This window comes from Nocardiopsis changdeensis (assembly GCF_018316655.1).
Taxonomy (GTDB): domain Bacteria; phylum Actinomycetota; class Actinomycetes; order Streptosporangiales; family Streptosporangiaceae; genus Nocardiopsis; species Nocardiopsis changdeensis.
The window spans coordinates 2,353,844-2,373,552 of sequence record NZ_CP074133.1 but is presented as its reverse complement, the minus strand read 5'-3'; the positions used below and the strand labels follow the sequence as shown (position 1 = coordinate 2,373,552).

18 protein-coding genes and 1 other RNA gene are annotated in these 19,709 nt (G+C 74.8%); 9 read left to right on the top strand and 10 right to left on the bottom strand.

What is annotated here, in order from left to right; genetic code table 11:
* Positions 1-210: 210 nt before the first annotated feature.
* The 5 genes from rnpB to KGD84_RS10840 all read right to left on the bottom strand — a co-directional run bounded on the left by rnpB (position 211) and on the right by KGD84_RS10840 (position 3,962).
* An RNA gene (gene rnpB / locus KGD84_RS10860) (RNase P RNA component class A) lies at positions 211-598 on the bottom strand.
* Between the two features lie 51 nt (positions 599-649).
* Positions 650-1,288 (bottom strand): histidine phosphatase family protein, encoded by a 639-nt coding sequence (locus tag KGD84_RS10855; RefSeq protein WP_220560151.1) that lies wholly within the window; start codon positions 1,286-1,288, stop codon positions 650-652.
* On the bottom strand, positions 1,285-2,031 hold the full coding sequence (locus KGD84_RS10850) for a zinc ribbon domain-containing protein (RefSeq protein ID WP_220560150.1): 747 nt from the start codon (positions 2,029-2,031) through the stop codon (positions 1,285-1,287). Before KGD84_RS10850 ends, KGD84_RS10855 begins: the two co-directional genes overlap by 4 nt.
* Positions 2,032-2,142: 111 nt before the next feature.
* Entirely contained in the window at positions 2,143-3,012 is an 870-nt protein-coding gene (locus KGD84_RS10845) for a Nif3-like dinuclear metal center hexameric protein (RefSeq protein WP_220560149.1), read from the bottom strand.
* A complete protein-coding gene (locus KGD84_RS10840) occupies positions 3,003-3,962 on the bottom strand; it encodes a helix-turn-helix transcriptional regulator (RefSeq protein WP_255646442.1) in 960 nt (319 codons plus the stop codon). Before KGD84_RS10840 ends, KGD84_RS10845 begins: the two co-directional genes overlap by 10 nt.
* A gap of 93 nt (positions 3,963-4,055) precedes the next feature.
* On the opposite strand from KGD84_RS10840, the gene KGD84_RS10835 reads away from it, so the two are divergent.
* Together KGD84_RS10835 and KGD84_RS10830 are read left to right on the top strand one after the other, a co-directional pair.
* Positions 4,056-5,450 carry an FAD-binding oxidoreductase gene (locus KGD84_RS10835; protein WP_220560147.1) on the top strand — a complete coding sequence of 465 codons (1,395 nt, stop codon included), beginning with the start codon at positions 4,056-4,058 and terminating at the stop codon, positions 5,448-5,450.
* A gap of 79 nt (positions 5,451-5,529) precedes the next feature.
* Entirely contained in the window at positions 5,530-6,408 is an 879-nt protein-coding gene (locus KGD84_RS10830) for a deoxyribonuclease IV (RefSeq protein WP_220560146.1), read from the top strand.
* Positions 6,409-6,589: 181 nt separating this feature from the next.
* On the opposite strand, the gene KGD84_RS10825 is transcribed toward KGD84_RS10830, so the two are convergent.
* Both KGD84_RS10825 and KGD84_RS10820 read right to left on the bottom strand, forming a co-directional pair.
* Positions 6,590-7,258 carry an ArsR/SmtB family transcription factor gene (locus KGD84_RS10825; protein ID WP_220560145.1) on the bottom strand — a complete coding sequence of 223 codons (669 nt, stop codon included), beginning with the start codon at positions 7,256-7,258 and terminating at the stop codon, positions 6,590-6,592.
* A gap of 41 nt (positions 7,259-7,299) precedes the next feature.
* On the bottom strand, positions 7,300-8,601 hold the full coding sequence (locus KGD84_RS10820) for an MFS transporter (RefSeq protein WP_220560143.1): 1,302 nt from the start codon (positions 8,599-8,601) through the stop codon (positions 7,300-7,302).
* A gap of 214 nt (positions 8,602-8,815) precedes the next feature.
* On the opposite strand from KGD84_RS10820, the gene KGD84_RS10815 reads away from it, so the two are divergent.
* Both KGD84_RS10815 and KGD84_RS10810 read left to right on the top strand, forming a co-directional pair.
* Entirely contained in the window at positions 8,816-9,166 is a 351-nt protein-coding gene (locus KGD84_RS10815) for a hypothetical protein (protein ID WP_220560142.1), read from the top strand.
* 202 nt (positions 9,167-9,368) lie between these two features.
* Complete coding sequence (locus KGD84_RS10810) at positions 9,369-11,774, top strand: Tex family protein (protein WP_260697210.1); 2,406 nt, start codon at positions 9,369-9,371, stop codon at positions 11,772-11,774.
* A gap of 214 nt (positions 11,775-11,988) precedes the next feature.
* On the opposite strand, the gene KGD84_RS10805 is transcribed toward KGD84_RS10810, so the two are convergent.
* Complete coding sequence (locus KGD84_RS10805; protein WP_220565668.1) at positions 11,989-13,464, bottom strand: carboxylesterase/lipase family protein; 1,476 nt, start codon at positions 13,462-13,464, stop codon at positions 11,989-11,991.
* 169 nt (positions 13,465-13,633) lie between these two features.
* Between KGD84_RS10805 and KGD84_RS10800 the strand changes: the two genes are divergently transcribed.
* A complete protein-coding gene (locus KGD84_RS10800; protein WP_220560141.1) occupies positions 13,634-14,590 on the top strand; it encodes a quinone oxidoreductase family protein in 957 nt (318 codons plus the stop codon).
* Between the two features lie 122 nt (positions 14,591-14,712).
* Here KGD84_RS10800 and KGD84_RS10795 read toward each other — a convergent pair whose 3' ends face one another.
* Positions 14,713-15,006: a GNAT family N-acetyltransferase gene (locus KGD84_RS10795; protein WP_220560140.1), complete on the bottom strand. Its 294-nt coding sequence runs from the start codon at positions 15,004-15,006 to the stop codon at positions 14,713-14,715.
* A gap of 152 nt (positions 15,007-15,158) precedes the next feature.
* Here KGD84_RS10795 and KGD84_RS10790 point away from each other — a divergent pair, with 152 nt between their 5' ends.
* Genes KGD84_RS10790 through KGD84_RS10775 form a run of 4 tightly spaced genes read left to right on the top strand, consistent with a single transcriptional unit; the run spans position 15,159 to position 18,920 of the window.
* Positions 15,159-15,914 (top strand): SDR family oxidoreductase, encoded by a 756-nt coding sequence (locus tag KGD84_RS10790; protein ID WP_220560139.1) that lies wholly within the window; start codon positions 15,159-15,161, stop codon positions 15,912-15,914.
* Complete coding sequence (locus KGD84_RS10785; protein WP_220560138.1) at positions 15,914-16,699, top strand: SDR family oxidoreductase; 786 nt, start codon at positions 15,914-15,916, stop codon at positions 16,697-16,699. Before KGD84_RS10790 ends, KGD84_RS10785 begins: the two co-directional genes overlap by 1 nt.
* The gene (locus KGD84_RS10780; RefSeq protein WP_220560136.1) at positions 16,692-17,705 is read left to right on the top strand and encodes a phosphotransferase family protein; all 1,014 of its coding nucleotides are present in this window, start codon (positions 16,692-16,694) and stop codon (positions 17,703-17,705) included. Before KGD84_RS10785 ends, KGD84_RS10780 begins: the two co-directional genes overlap by 8 nt.
* A gap of 3 nt (positions 17,706-17,708) precedes the next feature.
* On the top strand, positions 17,709-18,920 hold the full coding sequence (locus tag KGD84_RS10775) for an acyl-CoA dehydrogenase family protein (protein ID WP_220560135.1): 1,212 nt from the start codon (positions 17,709-17,711) through the stop codon (positions 18,918-18,920).
* A gap of 70 nt (positions 18,921-18,990) precedes the next feature.
* Here the strand turns inward: KGD84_RS10775 and KGD84_RS10770 are convergent, their stop codons facing one another.
* Positions 18,991-19,605 carry a TetR/AcrR family transcriptional regulator gene (locus KGD84_RS10770; RefSeq protein WP_220560134.1) on the bottom strand — a complete coding sequence of 205 codons (615 nt, stop codon included), beginning with the start codon at positions 19,603-19,605 and terminating at the stop codon, positions 18,991-18,993.
* Between the last annotated feature and the right edge of the window lie 104 nt (positions 19,606-19,709).

The following is a 19,709-nucleotide window of genomic DNA, read 5'->3' as shown; positions in this document are numbered from 1 at the left end:
CCGTCGCCCGCGGCCACCGGCCCCGGCGGTCGCGGGTGCCCGCCGCCGCGGTCGCGGTGGCGGAGCGCTCCGCCCAATCTATCGGTGCCCCCGCTCGTCGACCATCACCACGGGGATGTACACACCTGTCCCCGTGCGCACCGGCGGCCGGGGCCCGCGGGGCGGGGCGGACACGTCCGGCCCGCGCGGCGCGGGTCAGAAGGTTGGAAGGAGGGGAGTCGGCCGGTAAGCCGGATTCTGTCGGTCCGCGAACGGACCGGGCGGTCATCCATCTGGGATCGCCGTTGCCGACGACCTCGGTGCGGTCTACCCGCGGACTCGGGCGGGCCGCCCTCGAACATCCGCGCGGGGATCCGGGGATCCCCTTTTTGACCTTGCTCCGGGTGGGGTTTACCGAGCCGGCCGGATCGCTCCGGCCGCTGGTGGTCTCTTACACCACCGTTTCACCCTTACCACCGCGAGCGGTGGCGGTCTGCTTTCTGTGGCACTGTCCCGCGGGTCGCCCCGGGTCGGTGTTACCGACCACCCTGCCCTGTGGAGTCCGGACTTTCCTCGGATCCGCGCACCCGGCGCGGTCCGCGACCGCCTGGCCGACTCCCCTCGACCACGAAGTCTACCGCCGGTGGCCCGGGCCCGGGCCACCGGCGGTTCAGGCCAGGTGGGAGGTGTCGTTGAAGGCGCGCATCACCATGGGGCCGTCGGCGTAGACGTCCACCTCGGTGAGGCTCGCGGTGTCCAGGTGCATCCGGTACAGGGCCTGCACCGGCGCCAGCAGGGCCTGCTGGACCAGCGTCTTGATCGGGGTGACGTGGGTGACGACCAGGACGGTGCGTCCCCGGTACCGCTCCACCAGGGCGTCGCGGGCCGCACCGACGCGCAGCGACACCGAGGCGAAGGCCTCGCCGCCGGGCGGGGCGGCCCGCGGGTCGGACACCCACCGGTCGACCGCCACCGGGTCGTGCTCGCGCGCCTCGGCGAAGGTCATCCCCTCCCAGGCGCCGAAGTCGGTCTCCACGAACCCGTCGTCGGCCTCGACCGGGAGTCCCAGGGCCTCGGCGGCGTACTCGGCGGTGCTCCGGGTCCGCAGCAGCGGCGAGGAGACGATCGCGTCGACCCCGCGGCCGGCCAGCCGCCGGGCCGCCGCCGCGGCCTGGGCGCGCCCCGCCTCGGTGAGCGGGACGTCGCCCCGGCCCGCGAACCGGCGCTCCACCGACAGCGGGGTCTGGCCGTGGCGCAGCAGCAGCAACCGGGTCGGCGAGGTGTCGGGGGCACCCCACCCGGTGCTCACTGGGCCTCCGGCTCCGCAACACGGACCAGGATGCGGCGGCACTCCTCGCAGCGCACCACGTCGTCGGGGGCGGCGGCGCGGATCTCGCCGATCTCGGCCGGGCTCAGCACCAGCTTGCAGCCCTCGCAGCGGCCGTGGCGCAGCGGTGCGGCCGCGACGCCGCCGTACTGGACGCGCAGCTTGTCGTACAGGGACAGCAGCGCTTCGGGGACGTCCCCGGAGACCCGCTGCCGGTTCTCGACGACGCGGGCCCGGTCGAGCCCGATCCCGGCGACGGCGGTGTCGCGGCGGGCGACCACCGTCGTGTAGTCGACGCGGGCCTGCTCGGCCGCGGCCGTCAGCCGGACCACCTCCGCCGACAGGGTCTCGACCTGCTCCATCGCCTCCAGGACGACCTCCTCCAGCTCGCCCTGGCGGCGGCCCAGCGAGGCGATCTCGGACTGGAGGTTCTGCAGCTCCTTGCCGCTGGTGATGCGCCCCGACTCCAGGCGCTCGGTGTCGCGGGCGGCGCGGGCGCGCACCTGGTCGACGTCGCTCTCGGCCTTGCGCTGGGCGCGCTCGGCGTCCGACAGGCGGGTCTGGGCGGCGATCAGCTCGCCGTCGAGGCGGTCGGCGAGCTCGGCGAGCCGGGTCGCCTCGGCGACCTCGGGCAGGGTCGCGGCGCGGTGGTCCAGGCGCTGGACCTCCAGGTCCAGTTCCTGGAGGTCGAGCAGTCTGGCCTGAGCGGCGGGTTCGGCTTTCACTTGTTTCTCCTGGGGTGGTCGGAAAAGGCGGGTACGCCGTCCGCGCTCTCAACTCTGTGCAGTTCGATGACACCGTGCAGTTCGATCGGGATGCCCGGCGGCGTGCGGATGTCAGGCCGACGGGAACGCCTGTGACCAGGCGTCCGTCACCGTGGTGGACACACGGGCCTCCACGTTAGCCCCATCGGGGCCCAGGCGCCGAACGAGGGAGTCGGCCAGGGCCGCGGCCCCGTCCGCCAACCACGGCCACTCGCTCGCGAAGTGGGGCGTGTCGACGAGCGCGGGCGCGCCGGGCCGCTCGGCGAACTCCGAGGCGGGGTGGTGGCGCAGGTCGGAGGTGACGAAGGCGTCGACCCCGGCGGCGAGGGCGGCGTCGAGCAGGGAGTCCCCCGCGCCGCCCGACACCGCGACGGTGGTGACGATGCGGTCGGGGTCGCCGGTGGCGCGGACGCCGGGCGCGGTGGCGGGCAGGCCCGCGGCGACCCGGGCGGCGAAGTCGCGCAGCGTCATCGGGGCGTCCAGGGCTCCGACGCGGCCGATGCCGCGGCGGCCGTCGGGGTCGGTGGTGTCGGGCTCCAGGGGGCGCAGCGGGCCGGTGAGCCCGACCGCGCGGGCCAGCGCGTCGGACACCCCCGGGGCGGCGGTGTCGGCGTTGGTGTGAGCGGTGTACAGGGCGATCCCGGCGCGGATGAGCCGGTGCACGATACGCCCCTTGGGGGTGTCGGCGGCGACACTGTGCACGCCCCGCAGCATGAGCGGGTGATGGGTGACGATCAGGTCCGCACCCCAGGTGACCGCCTCGTCGACGACGGCCTCGACGGGGTCGACGGCGAACAGGACCCTGGCGACCCGGTCCGCGGGGTCGCCCACCACCAGTCCCACCCGGTCCCAGGAGGCGGCCCAGGAGGTCGGGTAGACGTCCTCGAAGGCGGCGGTGACGTCGGCCAGCGCGGGGGGTTCGTTCTGCGTGCTCACGGGCACGAGAGTAGCGCCCCTCCGGCCCGGCGCAGGTGCCCGGCGATCTCGGCGGTGACCTGTTCCACGGTGACCCGGGCGTCCAGGCACAGCACGGCCGCGGTGTACTGCACGACCAGGTGCGGGGAGTCGGCGCTGACGCGGACCCGGCACCGGTCCTCGCCGTCGGGTTCGATGCGCCCGGGGAACGGCCCGTACAGGCGGCCGCGCACCTCCCGCGCGGGCAGGTCCACGGCCAGGTGCACGGTGTGGGCGTAGGTCGCCTCGGCGAACCCGCCGAGCAGGTGGCCGGCCGGGTCGGGCAGGTCGCGGGGGGCGAACCGGCCGTGGGCGGCCCGGACGCCCCCGACGCGGTCCACCCGGAAGGTCCGCCAGCCGTCCCGGTCCAGGTCGTGGGCGATGAGGTACCAGTGGCCGCCGTGCGAGACCAGGTGGTGCGGCTCCACCCGCCGCTCGCCGGGCTCCCCCGACCGGGGCCGGTAGGCGAAGGCGGTGACGACCCGGTCGCGGCAGTGCGCGGCGAGCCGCCCCAGGGTCGCCGGGTCGGTGTCGTCCCGTCCGGCCGGCACGGCGGAGGCGCTGTCGCGGACCGCCGCCAGGCGGGGGCGCAGCCGGGCGGGCAGGATCCTCTCCAGTTTGGCCAGGGCGCTCAGCGCGCCCTCCCGGGCGCCGTCGGCGCTGACCAGCGCGAGCGCGAGGGAGACGGCCTCCTCGTCGTCCAGCAGCAGCGGGGGCAGGCCGTGCCCCGAGGCGAGCCGGTACCCGCCCGCGACACCGGGGACCCCCTCGACCCGGTAGTCGAGGCCGCGCAGCCGGTCGACGTCGCGGCGCAGGGTGCGGGCGCTGACGCCGAGCCGGTCGGCGAGGTCGGCACCGCTCCATTCTCGGCGGGCCTGGAGCAGGGACAGCAGGCGCAGGAGCCGTTGCGGCAGCCCCGCCCGGACGGATTCGCTCATGTCCTCCAGAATGCCGTCCATTGCGGCCGTGATGTGGCCGCATGGGCTCCTACGGTGGCCGGGACCGCACGGGAACGACTTCCGGAGGGCTCCATGACGGATGCGACGAACACCACGAACACGACGAACACGGTGGGCACCGCGGCGCGCGGCCTGGCCGCCCGGGTGAGGGGGGCCGTGCACGCCCCGGGATCGCCCGGCCACGAACGGGCGGGCACCGGAGTCCAGCTCCTGAACCCCCACCGGCCGGCCGCCGTGGTCGAGGCTGCCGGCGCCGACGACGTGCGCGCGGCCGTGGCGTGGGCGGCCGGGCACGGCCTCCCGGTGGCCGTCCAGGCCACCGGACACGGCCGCGGCACCGGCCTGGCGGACGGGGTGCTCGTCGCCACGCACCGGATGGACGGGGTGCGGGTGGACCCCGCCCGCCGCACCGCCCGGATCGGGGCGGGCGCCACCTGGCGGCGGGTGATCGGGGCCGCGGCGCCCCACGGGCTGGCGCCGCTGTCGGGCAGCGCCCCGTCCGTGGGCGCGGTGGGCTACACCCTGGGCGGCGGCGTGGGGCTGCTCGCCCGCCGGTACGGGTTCGCCGCCGACCACGTGCGCAGCGTCGACCTGGTCACGGCCGACGGCACGGCCCGGACGGTGACCGCCGACACCGACCCCGAGCTCTTCTGGGCCCTGCGCGGCGGGGGCGGGGACCTGGGGATCGTGACCGCGATGGAGGTCGACCTGTTCCCGGTGGAGCGCCTGTACGGCGGCGGGCTGCTCTTCGACCTGGGCGGGGACCCCGCCCGGGTCCTGGGCGCCTGGTGGGACTGGACCCGGGACCTGCCCGAGGAGATGACCTCCGGGGTGTCCCTGATCGCCTACCCCGACCTGCCCGGACTCCCCCCGCACCTGCGGGGACGCCACCTGGCCCGGGTGGCGGTCTCCTGGTCGGGCCCCGTCGACGCGGGCCCCCGCCTGGTGGAACCCCTGCGGTCCGCCGGTCCGCTGCTGGAGGACACCACGGAGGTCCTCCCCTACACCCGCTCGGAGGAGGTGTTCGCCGACCCCGACGAACCGGCGGCCTTCCGCGGCGAGGGCCTGCTCCTGGACGACCTGCCGGTGGAGGACGCCGCCGCTGCCGCCGTGCGGGCGGCGGAGGCCCCCTTCATGTCCGTCATGTCGCTGCGCCACCTGGGCGGCGCCCTGTCCCGCCCGCCCCGGGTCCCCGGCGCCGTCGGCCACCGCGGCGCCACCGCCGCCCTGACCCTGCTGACCCTGGACGGGTCGCGGGACACGCCCGCCATGGCCGACCTGCGCGCGTCGACCACCCGGGCGCTGGCCGACCGCACCCTGGGGCGCTCGCTCACCCTGTCCTTCGGGGAGATGGACCCCGGCCTCGTCCGCACCGCCTTCTCCCCCGCGGACCACGCCCGCCTGGTCGGGCTGCGCGGGCGGCTCGACCCGCGGGGCCTGGTCCACTCCCACCGGCCGCTGCGGTGACCGCCCGTCCCCGCAGGTGAGCGGGGCCACCGCTCGTCCGGGACGGGGGCCGCGGGAAACGGTCTAGGCTGGTCGGAGCATGAGTACAACGCAGCGCACCCGCTCCCCGCGGCCCCCGTCCCCGGTCGGCGCACACGTCCCGGTCGCCGGCGGCATGGCCGACAAGGGCCTGGCCTACGCGGCCGAGATCGACGCCGAGACCGTCCAGGTGTTCGTGTCCAACCCGCGCGGCTGGGCGACCAACGGGGGCGACCCGGCCCAGGACGCGCGGATGCGCGAACGGGCCGGCGCCGGGCTGCCGGTGTTCGTCCACGCGCCCTACCTGATCAACCCGGGCACCCCCGACGAGCAGGTGGCCGAGAAGTCGGTGGCCTCCCTGGAGCACGCGCTGCGCCGGTCCGCCGCGATCGGGGCGCTGGGCGTGGTCGTGCACACCGGCTCGGCGGTGTCGGGCGGCCGGGAGGCGGGGCTGGCCCGCATGCGGGAGCGGCTGCTGCCGCTGCTGGAGCGCCTGGGCGAGGACGTCCCGCCGGTGCTGCTGGAGCCGATGGCCGGGCAGGGCCAGGTGCTGTGCGCGACCGTGGACGACCTGGTGCCCTACTTCGAGGCGCTGGAGTGGCACCCGAACGCGGGCGTGTGCCTGGACACCGCCCACCTGTTCGCCGCCGGGCACGACATCTCCACCCGGGAGGGGATGCGCACCGCGCTGGACCGGTTCGGCGAGGTGGTGGGCGCCGACCGGCTGCGGGTGATCCACGGCAACGACTCCAAGGCCCCGTGCGGCAGCAACAGGGACCGGCACGAGAACATCGGGGCCGGGTTCATCGGCGCCGACGCCTTCGGGGAGCTGTTCGTCCACCCGGTGAGCGCGGGGGTGCCGATCGTGGTCGAGACCCCCGGCCCGGCCGGGCCGCACGCCGCCGACGTGGCGACCCTCAAGAAGCTCCGCGACGGCTAGGGCGTGTTCGGCGGATCATTCCGGGTCGCGGCCGCGAGGCCTCCTCTCGCCGCGCCGCCCGCGCTCGGACAGCCGAACCCGGGCTGACCTGCGCCGGCCGTCTTGCGAGAGATCGCCTCGCGGCCGCTCCCGGCATTCGACGCAAGCGCCGAAACGCTCGAAAGCATCCACCGAACACGCCCTAGGAGTCCCCGTCCCGCTCCGGCCGCTCCCGCAGCGGCGGCAGCACGGGGAAGATGTTGACCTGCACCTCGACGCTCTCGGTGTCGGGGTGGTCCCCGGGGGTGCGACCCTCGAAACGGCGCCCGTAGTCGCGCAGGAAGCCGTACAGCGCCGCGGCGAACTCCCGTGCCTCCTCCGGCGTCATCCGCGCGTGCGACAGGGAGTCGGTCGCCGCGTCCTTCCAGCGGCGCACGTCCGGGTCGTCCGGCCGTTCGCCCACCAGTTCCCGCCAGTCCCGGAAGTGCTCCTCGCGCTGGTGGTAGTAGCGGCCCAGGACCGCCTCGGCGGCCGCCCGGGTGCGCGGGTCGGCGAGGAACTCGTGGCCCTTCATGTTCCAGCCGCCGGGCCGGATGCGCCACCACCGCTCCCGGCCCCCGGAGCGGCCGGGGGCGGCGTCGATGAACCCGAACCGGGACAGCTGGCGCAGGTGGTAGCTGGTGGCGCCGCTGCTCTCCCCCAGGCGCCGGCCCAGGATGGTGGCGGTGGCGGGGCCGTTGCGGGTCAGCTCCTCCAGGAGGCGTCCGCGCAGCGGGTGGGCCAGGCCGCGCAGGGCGCTGGCGTCCACCTGCAGCTGCTCGCCCTCCTCGGGGAAGGCGTCCTCGTCGTCGGTCCGGGGTGCGTCGGGCATGGGTTCACCGTAGCGGTCGAACGCGTGCCGCACCGGCCCCCTCAACGGTCGGCCCCGGCCAGGCGGGCGGCGGCCTCGTCGCACAGCCGGGCGCACTCGGCGATGGTGCGCCGGAAGACCAGGACCGTGGCGACCATGAGCAGGCCGCCGGCCAGGTAGGGCAGCGCGAGGTCGATCCGGCCCAGCAGCCCGCCGGCGAACGCGCCCGCCGGGGCCGTGCCCCACCCGACGGTGCGGAAGGCCGCGGACACCCGGCCGCGCAGGTGGTCGGGGACGACGGTCTGGAAGAACACCGACCCGGCGATGTTGGAGGTGGTCATGGACACGCCGACCAGCGCCCAGGCCGCGGCGGCCGGAACGGCGTGGGTGGTGAACGCCATGGCGGCCAGCCCCAGCCCCATGCCCAGGTAGCCGGCCGTCATCACGGTCCGGCGGCCCACGGCGAGCACCAGCCGGGCGGCCACCATCGCCCCGAGGATCCCGCCGACGGCGACGGCCGCCAGGAACACGCCGTAGAGGGCGGCCGGGACCTCCAGCACCTGCCGGACGTGCAGCACCATCACGGCGGTGCCCATCTGGATGCCGGCCATGGTCCCGGCGTTGGTGAACATCATGCGGCGGATGAGGCGGTCGCCGAACGCGTGGCCCAGCCCCTCGCGCAGGGAGGCCAGCACCCCCGCCCCCGGCCCCGGGGCCGCCGGCCCGTCCGCGGCCGCGTCGCCGTCGAGGTCCGGGCGCCGGCGCAGCAGCCGGACGACGGTGAACACGAGCACGGCGCACAGGGCGTAGGAGAGGGCGACCCCGGCCACCGGCAGCAGGGCCGCGACCGCGAACAGCAGCCCGGCGACCGGCTTGGCCAGGCAGTCCTGGGCCACCAGGTGCATGCCCTCCTGCCTGCCGTTGGCCCGGTCCAGCAGCCGCCCCGGCACCAGCCGGGCCACGCTGATCCGGGCGGCCGGGTCCGAGACGGTCTCACAGGTGATCACCACGAACAGGACCGCGTACAGGACCCACATCTCGACGCGGCCCGAGGCGACGACCGCTGCCAGCACCGCGACGGCCGCGGCGGCGACCGCGTTGGCCGCCGCCATGGCGCGCAGGCGGTCGACCCGGTCCAGCAGCACCCCGGCGAAGGGGGCGACCAGCAGCCAGGGCAGGAACCGGACGACCAGCAGCCCGGCGACGGCCAGCGGGTCGTGGGTGAGGGTCGCGGCGATCAGCGGCAGCGCGGTGGCGAGCATGCCGTCGCCGAGGTTGGTCAGCCCGGAGGCGGCCAGCAGGCGGTGGAAGGCACCGCCGAGGCGGTCGTCGCGGGCGGGGGTCCCGGGGGGCGGGGAGGTCATCGCGGCTCCTTTCGGGGATACCGCGAACCTATCCCAAAGATTTCTTTGCAAAGCTGTGTATGCAAATATTTCTTGGCAGCACCCTCCGTGGTCACGGCGACACACCCTCCCGGGGAACCCGCGCGGGGGCCCGGTCGTCCCACAGGACGATGGGTCACAATGGGACGAGGGCCCCGCGCGCGGGGCCGCGGGGCGAGAGAAGGGGTGGCGGCGAATGGATCCGTTCTCCATGGTGTTCGGTGCGGCGATCGCTCTGGGCGGCTTCGTCGTCGGCCGCGTCGTCACGAGACGCCAGGCCCGGGAGGCCGTCGCCGAGCAGCGCAAACAGGAGCAGGCCCGGGCCCTGAACCCCGGCGACCGCGCCCCCCAGCCCCTGTGCGGCTGCGGCCACCACCTCGTCTTCCACGACCAGCAGACCAAGAAGTGCCAGACCCAGGTGGTCATCCCCGGCCGCTGGACCGGCTCGCAGAGCTCCACCTACCGCCAGTGCATGTGCCAGGGCTACCGCGGCCCGGTCCCCCTGGACGAGTACTACGCCCCGGACTACCTCGGCGGAGAGGGCTGACCGCCCGGCTCCGGCGCCCCGCCCCCCTCGACACCCCGCTCCCGCCCCGGACCCCGCCGCGCGCATCGTCCGCCTTCGTCCCGAACCGTCCGCTCCCGGGCCCGGCGGCCCGCGCCGACGTCGGGCGCGGCCGAAATGACAATGTCCGCCCGCGACAGCAGAATGGGCCCGCACCGAACACCCGACGAGTGGACACACACCAGTGACGACCCCTGCGACACCCACGATCGACCAGCGCATCGCCGAGGAGCTCGGCGTCGGCGCCCACCAGGTCAAGGCCGCCGTCGACCTCCTCGACGGCGGGTCGACCGTGCCCTTCATCGCCCGCTACCGCAAGGAGGCCACCGGCGCCCTGGACGACGCCCAGCTGCGCGCCCTGGAAGAGCGCCTGCGCTACCTGCGGGAGCTCGACGAACGCAAGGCCGCCGTCCTGGAGTCGATCCGGTCCCAGGGCAAGCTGACCGAGGACCTGGAGCGGAGCATCCTGGAGGCCGACTCCAAGGCCCGCGTGGAGGACATCTACCTCCCCTACAAGCCCAAGCGCCGCACCAAGGCCCAGATCGCCCGCGAGGCCGGGCTCGAACCGCTGGCCGAGGCGCTGATCGGCGACCCGGGCCTGGACCCGCAGGAGACCGCCGCCGCCTACGTCGACGCCGACAGGGGCGTCGCCGACACCAAGGCCGCCCTCGACGGCGCCCGCTCCATCCTCGTGGAGCGCTTCGCCGAGGACGCCGACCTCACCGGCCTGCTGCGCGAGCGCCTGTGGGAGAAGGGCCGCCTGGTCTCCGCCGTCCGCGAGGGCAAGGAGGAGTCCGGCGCCAAGTTCTCCGACTACTTCGACTTCTCCGAGCCCCTCACCGCCCTGCCCTCCCACCGGGTCCTGGCCATGTACCGGGGCGAGAAGGAGGAGGTCCTCACCCTCTCCCTGGAGCCCGAGGAGGCCCCGGCCGAGAACCCCGACGGCACCGTTCCCCGGAGCAGCTACGAGAACGCCATCGCCCACCACTTCGGCATCGTGGACCGCGGCCGCCCCGCCGACCGCTGGCTCCAGGAGACCGTCCGCTGGGCCTGGCGCACCCGCATCCTGGTCCGGCTCGACATCGACGTCCGGATGCGCCTGTGGCAGCGGGCCGAGGACGACGGCGTGAACGTGTTCGCCGCCAACCTGCGCGACCTGCTGCTGGCCGCCCCCGCCGGCACCCGCGCCACCCTGGGCCTGGACCCGGGCCTGCGCACCGGCGTGAAGGTCGCCGTCTGCGACCCCACCGGCAAGGTCGTCGCCACCGACACGGTCTACCCGCACGCGCCCCGCCACGACTGGGACGGCTCCATCGAACGGCTGGCCCGGCTGTGCAGAGCGCACGGGGTCGACCTGGTCGCCATCGGCAACGGCACCGCCTCCCGCGAGACCGACCGCCTGGCCGCCGACCTGCTCAAGCGCCACCCCGAGCTGTCCCTGACCAAGGTGATGGTCTCGGAGGCGGGCGCCTCGGTGTACTCGGCCTCCGCCTACGCCTCCGAGGAGCTGCCCGACCTGGACGTGTCGCTGCGCGGCGCCGCCTCCATCGCCCGCCGGCTGCAGGACCCGCTGGCCGAGCTGGTCAAGATCGATCCCAAGTCGATCGGCGTCGGCCAGTACCAGCACGACCTGGCCGAGGCCAAGCTGTCGCGCTCCCTGGACGCCGTGGTCGAGGACTGCGTGAACGGCGTCGGCGTGGACGTCAACACCGCCTCCGTGCCGCTGCTGACCCGGGTGTCGGGCATCACCTCCACCCTGGCCCGCAACATCGTCTCCCACCGCGACGCCAACGGCCCCTTCCGCACCCGCGAGCAGCTCAAATCGGTGCCGCGCCTGGGCCCCAAGGCGTTCGAGCAGTGCGCGGGCTTCCTGCGGGTGCCCGGCGGCGACGACCCGCTGGACGCCTCCGCCGTGCACCCCGAGGCCTACCCGGTGGTGCGCCGCATCCTGGACCGGACCGGGGTCGACCTGCCCTCGCTCATCGGCAACAAGGACGTGCTGACCAAGGTGCGCCCGCAGGAGTTCGTGGACGAGACCTTCGGCCTGCCGACGGTCACCGACATCCTCGCCGAGCTGGACAAGCCCGGCCGCGACCCGCGTCCGGCGTTCACCACCGCCACCTTCAAGGAGGGCGTGGAGACGCTGGGCGACCTGGCCCCGGGGATGGTCCTGGAGGGCGTGGTCACCAACGTGGCGGCGTTCGGCGCGTTCGTCGACGTGGGCGTCCACCAGGACGGCCTGGTGCACGTGTCGGCGATGTCGGACAGGTTCGTGCAGGACCCGCGCGAGGTCGTCAAGCCCGGCGACATCGTCAAGGTCAAGGTGCAGGACGTCGACATCCCGCGCAAGCGGATCTCGCTGACCATGCGCCTCACCGACGACGCCCCGGCGGGCGGCGGGCGGGACCGCCGCGGGGACCGGAACGAGCGCGGTGGCGGCGGCCAGGGCGACCGGCGCCGCGGCGACCGCGGCGGCAGTCGGGGCGGCGGCCGCGGAGGCAACGCGGGCGGCGGCGGCCGCGGCGGGCAGCAGGCCGCCCCGCAGGGGGCGATGGCCGACGCGCTGCGCCGCGCCGGGCTCGGCCGCTAGGCCGCGCCTTTCGGACCTCCGCCGCGGGCGCGTTCGCGCCCCCGCCCCCGGTCCGGGGGCGGGGGCAGGGGCGGGGGCGGGGGCGGGGGCGGGGATCCTCGGCCCCGCGCCGACGTCCTCGCCCTTCCGCCGAGCGGCGGAGGGTCCACGGCCGCGGCCTCCCCTGAGGGCGTCCCCTCCGGGCCCCTGCGGCACGGGAGGGCGTCCGGGACGCCTACCGGGGGACGATGGCCACGTCCGCCCACACCTCGCGGGCCGGGGCGACCGGCGCCGGGTGCAGGGCGTCGGGGGTGTTCCACTCCTTGACCGCCGTGGCCCCGGCGGTGACGGCGGGCCAGCCCGGGTCGCCGGTGGCCGCGAAGTCGCGCCAGGCGGCGACCATCCGCGCCGACAGGGCGTGGTGCTCCTCCCCCGGCCCGCCCTCGAACAGGAACGCCCCGAAGTCGCCGTCCAGGTTGCCGAACGCGAACGGCAGGTCCAGGGCGTGGCAGGCGCCCAGGCGGCCGTCCATCACCGTGCTCTCGGCGGCGAACCGGAAGAGGAACGCGCGGCCCCCGGCCCGGGCGTGCTCCTCGGCGAAGCGGACGGTGTACTCGCAGAACAGGGCGTCCCCCTGGATCACGTTGAACAGCTCGCGCACGGGCGCGCCGGGGTGGGCGGCCCGGTAGACCTCCAGGGCGTCCCCGCGCAGCCCCAGCCTGGACACGAGCCGGTGCAGGACCTCCTCCCGGTCGATCCGCGTCTCTCCGCCGAGCTCGGTGAACAGCCGGAACTCGTGCGCGTTGTGCCCGAGGAGCAGGTCGACCCCGGCCCCCGCGCCGCCGGCGGCCGCGGCCAGCGGCTCCTCCGGCAGCTCCGGCCCGCCGACCACGGGCGCGAAGCAGGTGAAGGTCTTGAAGCCGGCGGAGGGCGCGGCCTCCAGGACCGCGTCGACCGCGTCCAGCACCTTCTCCGGAGACAGCGCGGCCAGGCTCTCGGCCTCGTACGGCACCCCGGCGGCCGCGGCGACGCGCTCGCCGACGGACCGGGCCGTCGCGGTGGTGAGCGTGTCACCGGGCACGCTGTGGGCGACGGCGCGGCGGAAGAGGCCCCGCGCGCCGGGTGAGGCCATCAGGCACACCACCGACCCGGCCCCGGCCGACTCCCCGGCGACGGTGACGTTGCCGGGGTCGCCGCCGAAGCCCTCGATGTTGTCGCGGACCCAGCGCAGCGCGGCGGCCTGGTCCAGCAGGCCGCGGTTGTCGGGGCGGCCGGGGACGTGGCCGAAGCCCTCGAAGCCGACCCGGTAGTTGACGCCGACCACGACCAGGCCGCTCTCGGCCAGCCGGGTGCCGTCGTAGGCGGGTTCGGAGGAGGCGCCGACGATGTAGGCGCCGCCGTGGATCCACACCAGGACGGGGGCGCGGTCGCCGGGCCGGGCGGAGCTCCAGACGCTGAGGGTGAGGCAGTCGCCGGACATCTCGGGCGACCAGGCGGCCGCGCCGACGAGGTGGGGGCGCTGGGGGGCGGGCGGCCCGAACGCGGTGCAGTCCCGGACCCCGTCCCAGGGAACGGGGGGCGCGGGGGCGACGAACCGGTGCTCGCCGAAGGGCGCGGCCGCGTAGGGGATGCTCCGGTGGACGATGACGGTCCCGTCCTCGGAGCGGGGCGAGGCCGTGCCGCGGACCCGGCCGCCGGTCGTCGTCACCATGTTCTCGGTCACTGCCGCACTCTCCTCTTCCCTCTTCCTGTGGCCCACACCACACCTAACAGCGTTAGGTAACTTGGCGCAAGCCCCCCGGCCTCCGGGGAGGACATCCGGGCGACCGGCGGGTAACATACCACCCGGTCGGTATGACACGGACGAACGGAGACCCGCCATGCGCGCCATTCAGATCACGGAGTTCGGCGGACCCGAGGTCCTCACCCTCACCGAACTCCCCGACCCCGAGCCGGGACCGCGCGAGCTGCTGGTCGAGGTGACCCGGGCCGGGATCAACTACGCGGACACCCACCAGGCCGAGAACAGCTATCTGGCGCCCGCTACCCTCCCGATGGTGCCGGGCTCGGAGGTGGCCGGACGCACCGCCGACGGCCGCCGGATCGTCGCCCTGACCACCGGCGGCGGCTACGCGGAGAAGGCCGTGGTCGACCCGAACACGGCCTACGACATCCCCGAGGGCGTCACCGACGAGGCCGCCTTGGCCCTCGTCGTCCAGGGCGCCACCGCCTGGGTCCTGCTGCGCAAGAGCGCCCGTATGCAGCCCGGCGAGTCCGTGGTGGTGCACGCCGCCGCGGGCGGGGTGGGCACCCTGGCCGTGCAGCTGGCCCGGTTGTTCGGCGCGGGCCGGGTGATCGCGGTGGCGAGCAGCGCGGACAAGCGCGACCTGGCCCTGGACCTGGGCGCGGACGCCGTCGTGGACTCCGCGGCCCCGGACATGACGGCGGCGCTGATCGAGGCCAACGGCGGCCGCCGGGTGGACGTCGTGCTGGACATGGTGGGCGGCCGGGTCACCGACGAGAGCGTGCGCGCCCTGGCCCCGTTCGGGCGGCTGGCCTTCTACGGCATGGCCTCGCGAGAGCTCCCCTCCCCGGTCAAGCTGCCCAACCTGATGCGGTTCTCCACGACGGTGGCCGGGATGTGGCTGCCGCACGTGTGGATGCTGCCGGGGGACGTCATGGGCCAGGCGATGGCGGAGATGTTCACGCTGGTGGCCGACGGGGACCTGAGGACGGTCACCGGCGGGGTCCACCCGCTGGCGCAGGCCCGGGAAGCGCACGAGGCGCTGCGTTCGCGGGGCACGATCGGCAAGCTCCTGCTCGACCCCACCGCCTGAATCCGGCGCCGCCGCGAACCGTGGTGACCGGAATCGACACCTTGACAACGTAGATCATGAAATGTCCGAATTACCGCACCGGAACGGTGGGGGCCCGCGTCCCCGGACACGGGCCCCCGCGCTCACCTCTCGGAGGCCCCGTACACCAGGTCCGTGTAGTCGGGGTGGCGCTGGATCCACCCCTTGACGAACGGGCACAGCGGGAGCACGTCCAGGTCGCGGCCGCGCACGTCGTCCAGGACGCCGCGGACCAGCGCCCCGCCCAGTCCCCGGCCCTCGTGGGCCGGGTCGATCTCGGTGTGGGTGAAGGTGATGAGCCCGTCGGTGAGGATGTACTCGGCGAAGCCGGCCACCTCGCCGTCGACACGGATCTCGTAGCGCTTGTTCTCGGGGGCGTCGGCCACCTCGGTCGCCATGGCGGGAGCCTTTCGTGTATCGCTGCCGCGGTCCCGCGCGGACCGCAGGGGCCATTGTGCCGTTCCCGCGTCCCGCGCGCCCCTTGCGGCGCGCTTCCCGTGGGCATAGAGTCCACAGGAGCATACCGACCAGTCGGTCTAAGGAGAATGTGATGACTTCCCGGTTCGGCGGCCGAACCGCCATCGTCACCGGTGCCAGCCGCGGCATCGGCCTGGCCATCGCGCGGCGCCTCGTCGACGACGGCGCCCGCGTGTGCATCACCGCGCGCAAGCCCGAGCCCCTCCAGGAGGCCGTCGAGTCCCTGGGAGGCCCCGAGCACGCCATCGGCGTCGCGGGCCGCGCCGACGACCCCGAGCACCAGGACGCGGCCATCGCCGCCACCCTGGAGGCCTTCGGCGGCGTCGACATGTTCGTCAACAACACCGGCATCAACCCGGTGTACGGCCGCATGGTCGACCTCGACCTCGACGCCGCCCGCAAGATCTTCGAGGTCAACGCCCTCTCCGCGATCTCCTGGGTGCAGAAGGCGTACAAGGCGTGGATGGCCGAGCACGGCGGCGCCATCGTCAACGTCTCCTCCATCGCCGGGATCAAGCCCGCCCCGGGGATCGGCTTCTACGGTGCCACCAAGGCCATGCTCATCCACATCACCGAGGAGCTCGCCGTGGAGCTGGCCCCCTCGGTGCGGGTCAACGGCGTGGCCCCGGCCGTCGTCAAGACCAGGTTCGCCGCCGCCCTCTACGAGGGCCGCGAGGAGAAGGTCGCCGCCCAGTACCCCATGGACCGCCTGGGCGACCCCGGGGACGTCGCGGCCGCCGTGGCCTTCCTGCTCTCCGACGACGCCTCCTGGGTCACCGGACGCACCCTCGTCCTGGACGGCGGCCTCACCCTGACCGGAGGCGTGTGATGGACCTCAACGGGATCGGCGCCGTCGTCACCGGCGCCGGGAACGGCATCGGCGCCGCCCTGGCCCGCCGGCTGGCCTCCGCCGGCGCGAGGGTCGTCGTCAACGACCTCGACGCGAACGCCGCCTCCGCCGTGGCCGCCGAGATCGGCGGGGTGGCCGTCCCCGGCGACGCCGCCGGCGAGGCCGGGGTCACCTCCCTGATCGCCGAGGCCGCGGCCCACCTGGGCGGCATCGACCTGTACGTCGCCAACGCCGGTGTGGGCGTCGGCGGCGGCCCCGAGGCCCCCGAGGCGGACTGGGACCTGGCCTGGCAGGTCAACGTGATGGCACACGTGCGCGCCGCACGCGAGCTGCTGCCCGGCTGGCTGGAGCGCGGCCGCGGGCACTTCATCGGCACCGTGTCGGCGGCCGGCCTGCTCACCATGCTGGGCAGCGCCCCGTACTCGGTGACCAAGCACGCCGCCCTCTCCTTCGGCGAGTGGATGTCGGCGACCTACGGGGACCGCGGCGTCACCGTCCAGTGCGTGTGCCCGCTGGGCGTGCGCACCGACCTGCTGGAGGGGAGCGGGCCGCAGGGCAAGGCGATCCTGGCCGGGGACGCGATCACCCCCGAGGAGGTCGCCGACGCCGTCCTGGAGGGGATGGCCGACGGCCGCTTCCTGATCCTGCCCCACCCGCAGGTCGCCGACTACTACGCGGGCCGCGCCGCCGACCCCGACCGCTGGCTGGCGGGGATGCGGCGGCTGCAGGCCAAGGTGTTCGACAACGAGGGAACGCATGACTGAGGAACTGCCCGGGCTCGACCTGACGCGGCTGCGCGCGCACCTGGACCTGGCCGCGCCCGGGCTGGTCGGCGGGCCGCTGACGGGACGGGTGATCACGGGCGGCAAGTCCAACCTCACCTACCTGGTCACCGACGGCACCGGCTCCTGGGTGGTGCGCCGCCCGCCGCTGGGCCACGTGCTCGCCACCGCGCACGACATGGCGCGCGAGTACCGGGTGATGACGGCGCTGCGCGACACCGCCGTCCCGGTGCCGCGCACCCACCTGCTGTGCGAGGACACCGGGGTGCTGGGCGCCCCGTTCTACGTCATGGAGCACGTGGCGGGGACCCCGATGCGCACCCGCGACCAGATCGCCCCGCTGGGCCCCGAGGGGACCCGCGCGGTCGCCGAGGCGCTCATCACCACGCTGGGCGACCTGCACGCGGTGGACCCCGCGGAGATCGGCCTGGGCGACTTCGGCCGCCCCGAGGGGTTCCTGGAGCGGCAGGTGCGGCGCTGGCGCAAGCAGCTGGACGCCTCCCGCAGCCGCGACATCCCCGGCATCGACGAGCTGCACGAGAAGCTGGCCCGGACGCTGCCCGAGCAGTCGGCCCCCGCGATCGTGCACGGCGACTACCGGCTCGACAACGTGCTGGTCACCGGGGAGGGCGGCATCTCCGCCGTCCTGGACTGGGAGATGGCGACCCTGGGCGACCCGCTGGTCGACCTGGGCCTGATGCTCGTCTACCAGGAGCGCCCCGTGGACGCGGGGGTGCCGCAGGCGACCTCGGCGGAGGGCTACCCCTCGGCCGAGGAGCTGGTGGCGCTGTACGCGCGCTCCACCGGCCGGGACGTGTCCCGGCTGGGCTGGTACGTGGCCTTCGGCTGCTTCAAGCTCGCGGTGATCGCCGAGGGCATCCACTTCCGCCACACGCAGGGACTGACCGTGGGCGCCGGCTTCGACCGGATCGGCGAGGTGGTCGCCCCCCTGGTGGCCGCCGCCCACTCCATGCTCAAGGAGGACTGAACGATGGACTTCGCCTTCGACGGGGAGACCGAGGAGCTGCGCGAACGGCTGCTCGCCTTCATGGACGAGCACGTGTACCCGGCCGAGCCCGTGCTGGAGGAGCAGCTGGCCGCGCGAGAGGACCCCTGGTCCACCGCACCGGTGGTGCGCGTGCTCCAGGAGAAGGCGCGCGAACGCGGCCTGTGGAACCTCTTCCTGGCCGGGCACCCCGAGCACGGCGGGCTGAGCAACCTCGCCTACGCGCCGCTGGCCGAGATCACCGGGCGCAGCCCCCGGCTGGGCCCGATCGCGCTCAACTGCGCCGCCCCCGACACCGGGAACATGGAGGTGCTGACCATGTTCGGCACCCCCGAGCAGAAGAAGCGGTGGCTGGACCCGCTGCTGAACGCCGAGATCCGCTCGGCGTTCGCGATGACCGAGCCCGCGGTGGCCTCCTCCGACGCCACCAACATCGGCACGAGCATCGTCCGCGACGGCGACGAGTACGTCGTCAACGGGCGCAAGTGGTTCATCACCGGCGCGCTCAACCCCGAGTGCGCGGTCTTCATCGTCATGGGCAAGACCGACCCGGACGCCGAGCGGCACCGCCAGCAGAGCATGATCCTGGTCCCCCGCGACACCCCCGGGCTGACGGTCGTGCGCGGCATGACGGTGTACGGCTACAGCGACGGCGACCACGGCGGGCACGCCGAGGTGGTCTTCGAGGACGTGCGGGTGCCGGCGGAGAACCTCGTCGGTGGCGAGGGCGAGGGGTTCGCGATCGCCCAGGCCCGCCTGGGGCCGGGCCGCATCCACCACTGCATGCGGCTGATCGGCATGGCCGAGCGGGCCCTGGAGCTGACCTGCCGCCGGGTGCTGGAGCGCACCGCGTTCGGGCGCCCGCTGGCCGCCCAGGGCGTGGTGCGCGAGTGGATCGCCGAGTCGCGGGTGGAGATCGAGCAGCTGCGGCTGCTGGTGCTCAAGACGGCCTGGCTGATGGACACGGTGGGCAACAAGGGCGCGCACACCGAGATCCAGGCGATCAAGATCGCCACCCCGCGCACGGTGGAGCGGATCCTGGACCGGGCCGTCCAGGCGCACGGCGCCGCCGGGGTGAGCCAGGACCTGCCGCTGGCCGGGTGGCTGGCCGGGGCGCGCTCGCTGCGGCTCGCGGACGGGCCCGACGAGGTGCACCTGCGCTCGCTGGGCCGCGCCGAGCTGCGCAAGTACGCCTGACCGCCGCGTCCGGCCGCGGAACACCGCCCGGGGCCGGGGGGACTCCCCCCGGCCCCGGCCCGTGTCCGGGCTACTTCTCCGGGCGCAGCCCCGCGACGAGCAGGTCGGCGAAGTGGCGGCCCACGTCCTCGCCGGTGAGCGCGCCGCCCGGGTGGTACCAGGTGCTCAGGTGGTGGACCGAGCCGAAGTAGTAGTTGACCACCAGGTCGGCGGAGACGTCGTCGCGGAAGACTCCCTCCTCCTGGCCCTCCCGGACCATGTCGCGGAAGATCTCGTGGTAGCGGCGGCGCTCGCTGCGCACCTCCCGCTGCTTCTCCTCGCTGAGCTGGTGCATGGAGCGGAAGAAGATGACGGTGTCGTCGAGGTTGGCGACGCTGGTGACGATGACGTCGGCCGCGGCCGCGCGCACGCGCTCGGCGACCGGGGCGTCGAGCCGGGAGATCCGCACCAGGTGCTCGGTCTGCATGCGCAGCACCCGGGCGTAGACCTCGTAGAGCAGGTCGTCCTTGGAGCCGAAGTAGTGGTACATGGCGCCCTTGGTGACCCCGGCGGAGACCACGATCTCCTGGACGGAGGTGCCCTCGTAGCCGCGTTCGGCGAACAGCCGGGTCGCGGCCTCCAGCAGGCGCTCGGGCACCGATCCGCGTCCGGTCCCCGCCTCGGCCGTGCGCCGCGCCATCGCCATGTCCCGTCCCATCCCGCCGCCGCCGTCGGCGGCGGCGCACCCGTTCGTACGTCCGGTCCAGCATACCGACCGGCTGGTATCAATGCACGTGCACCGGAGGCCGC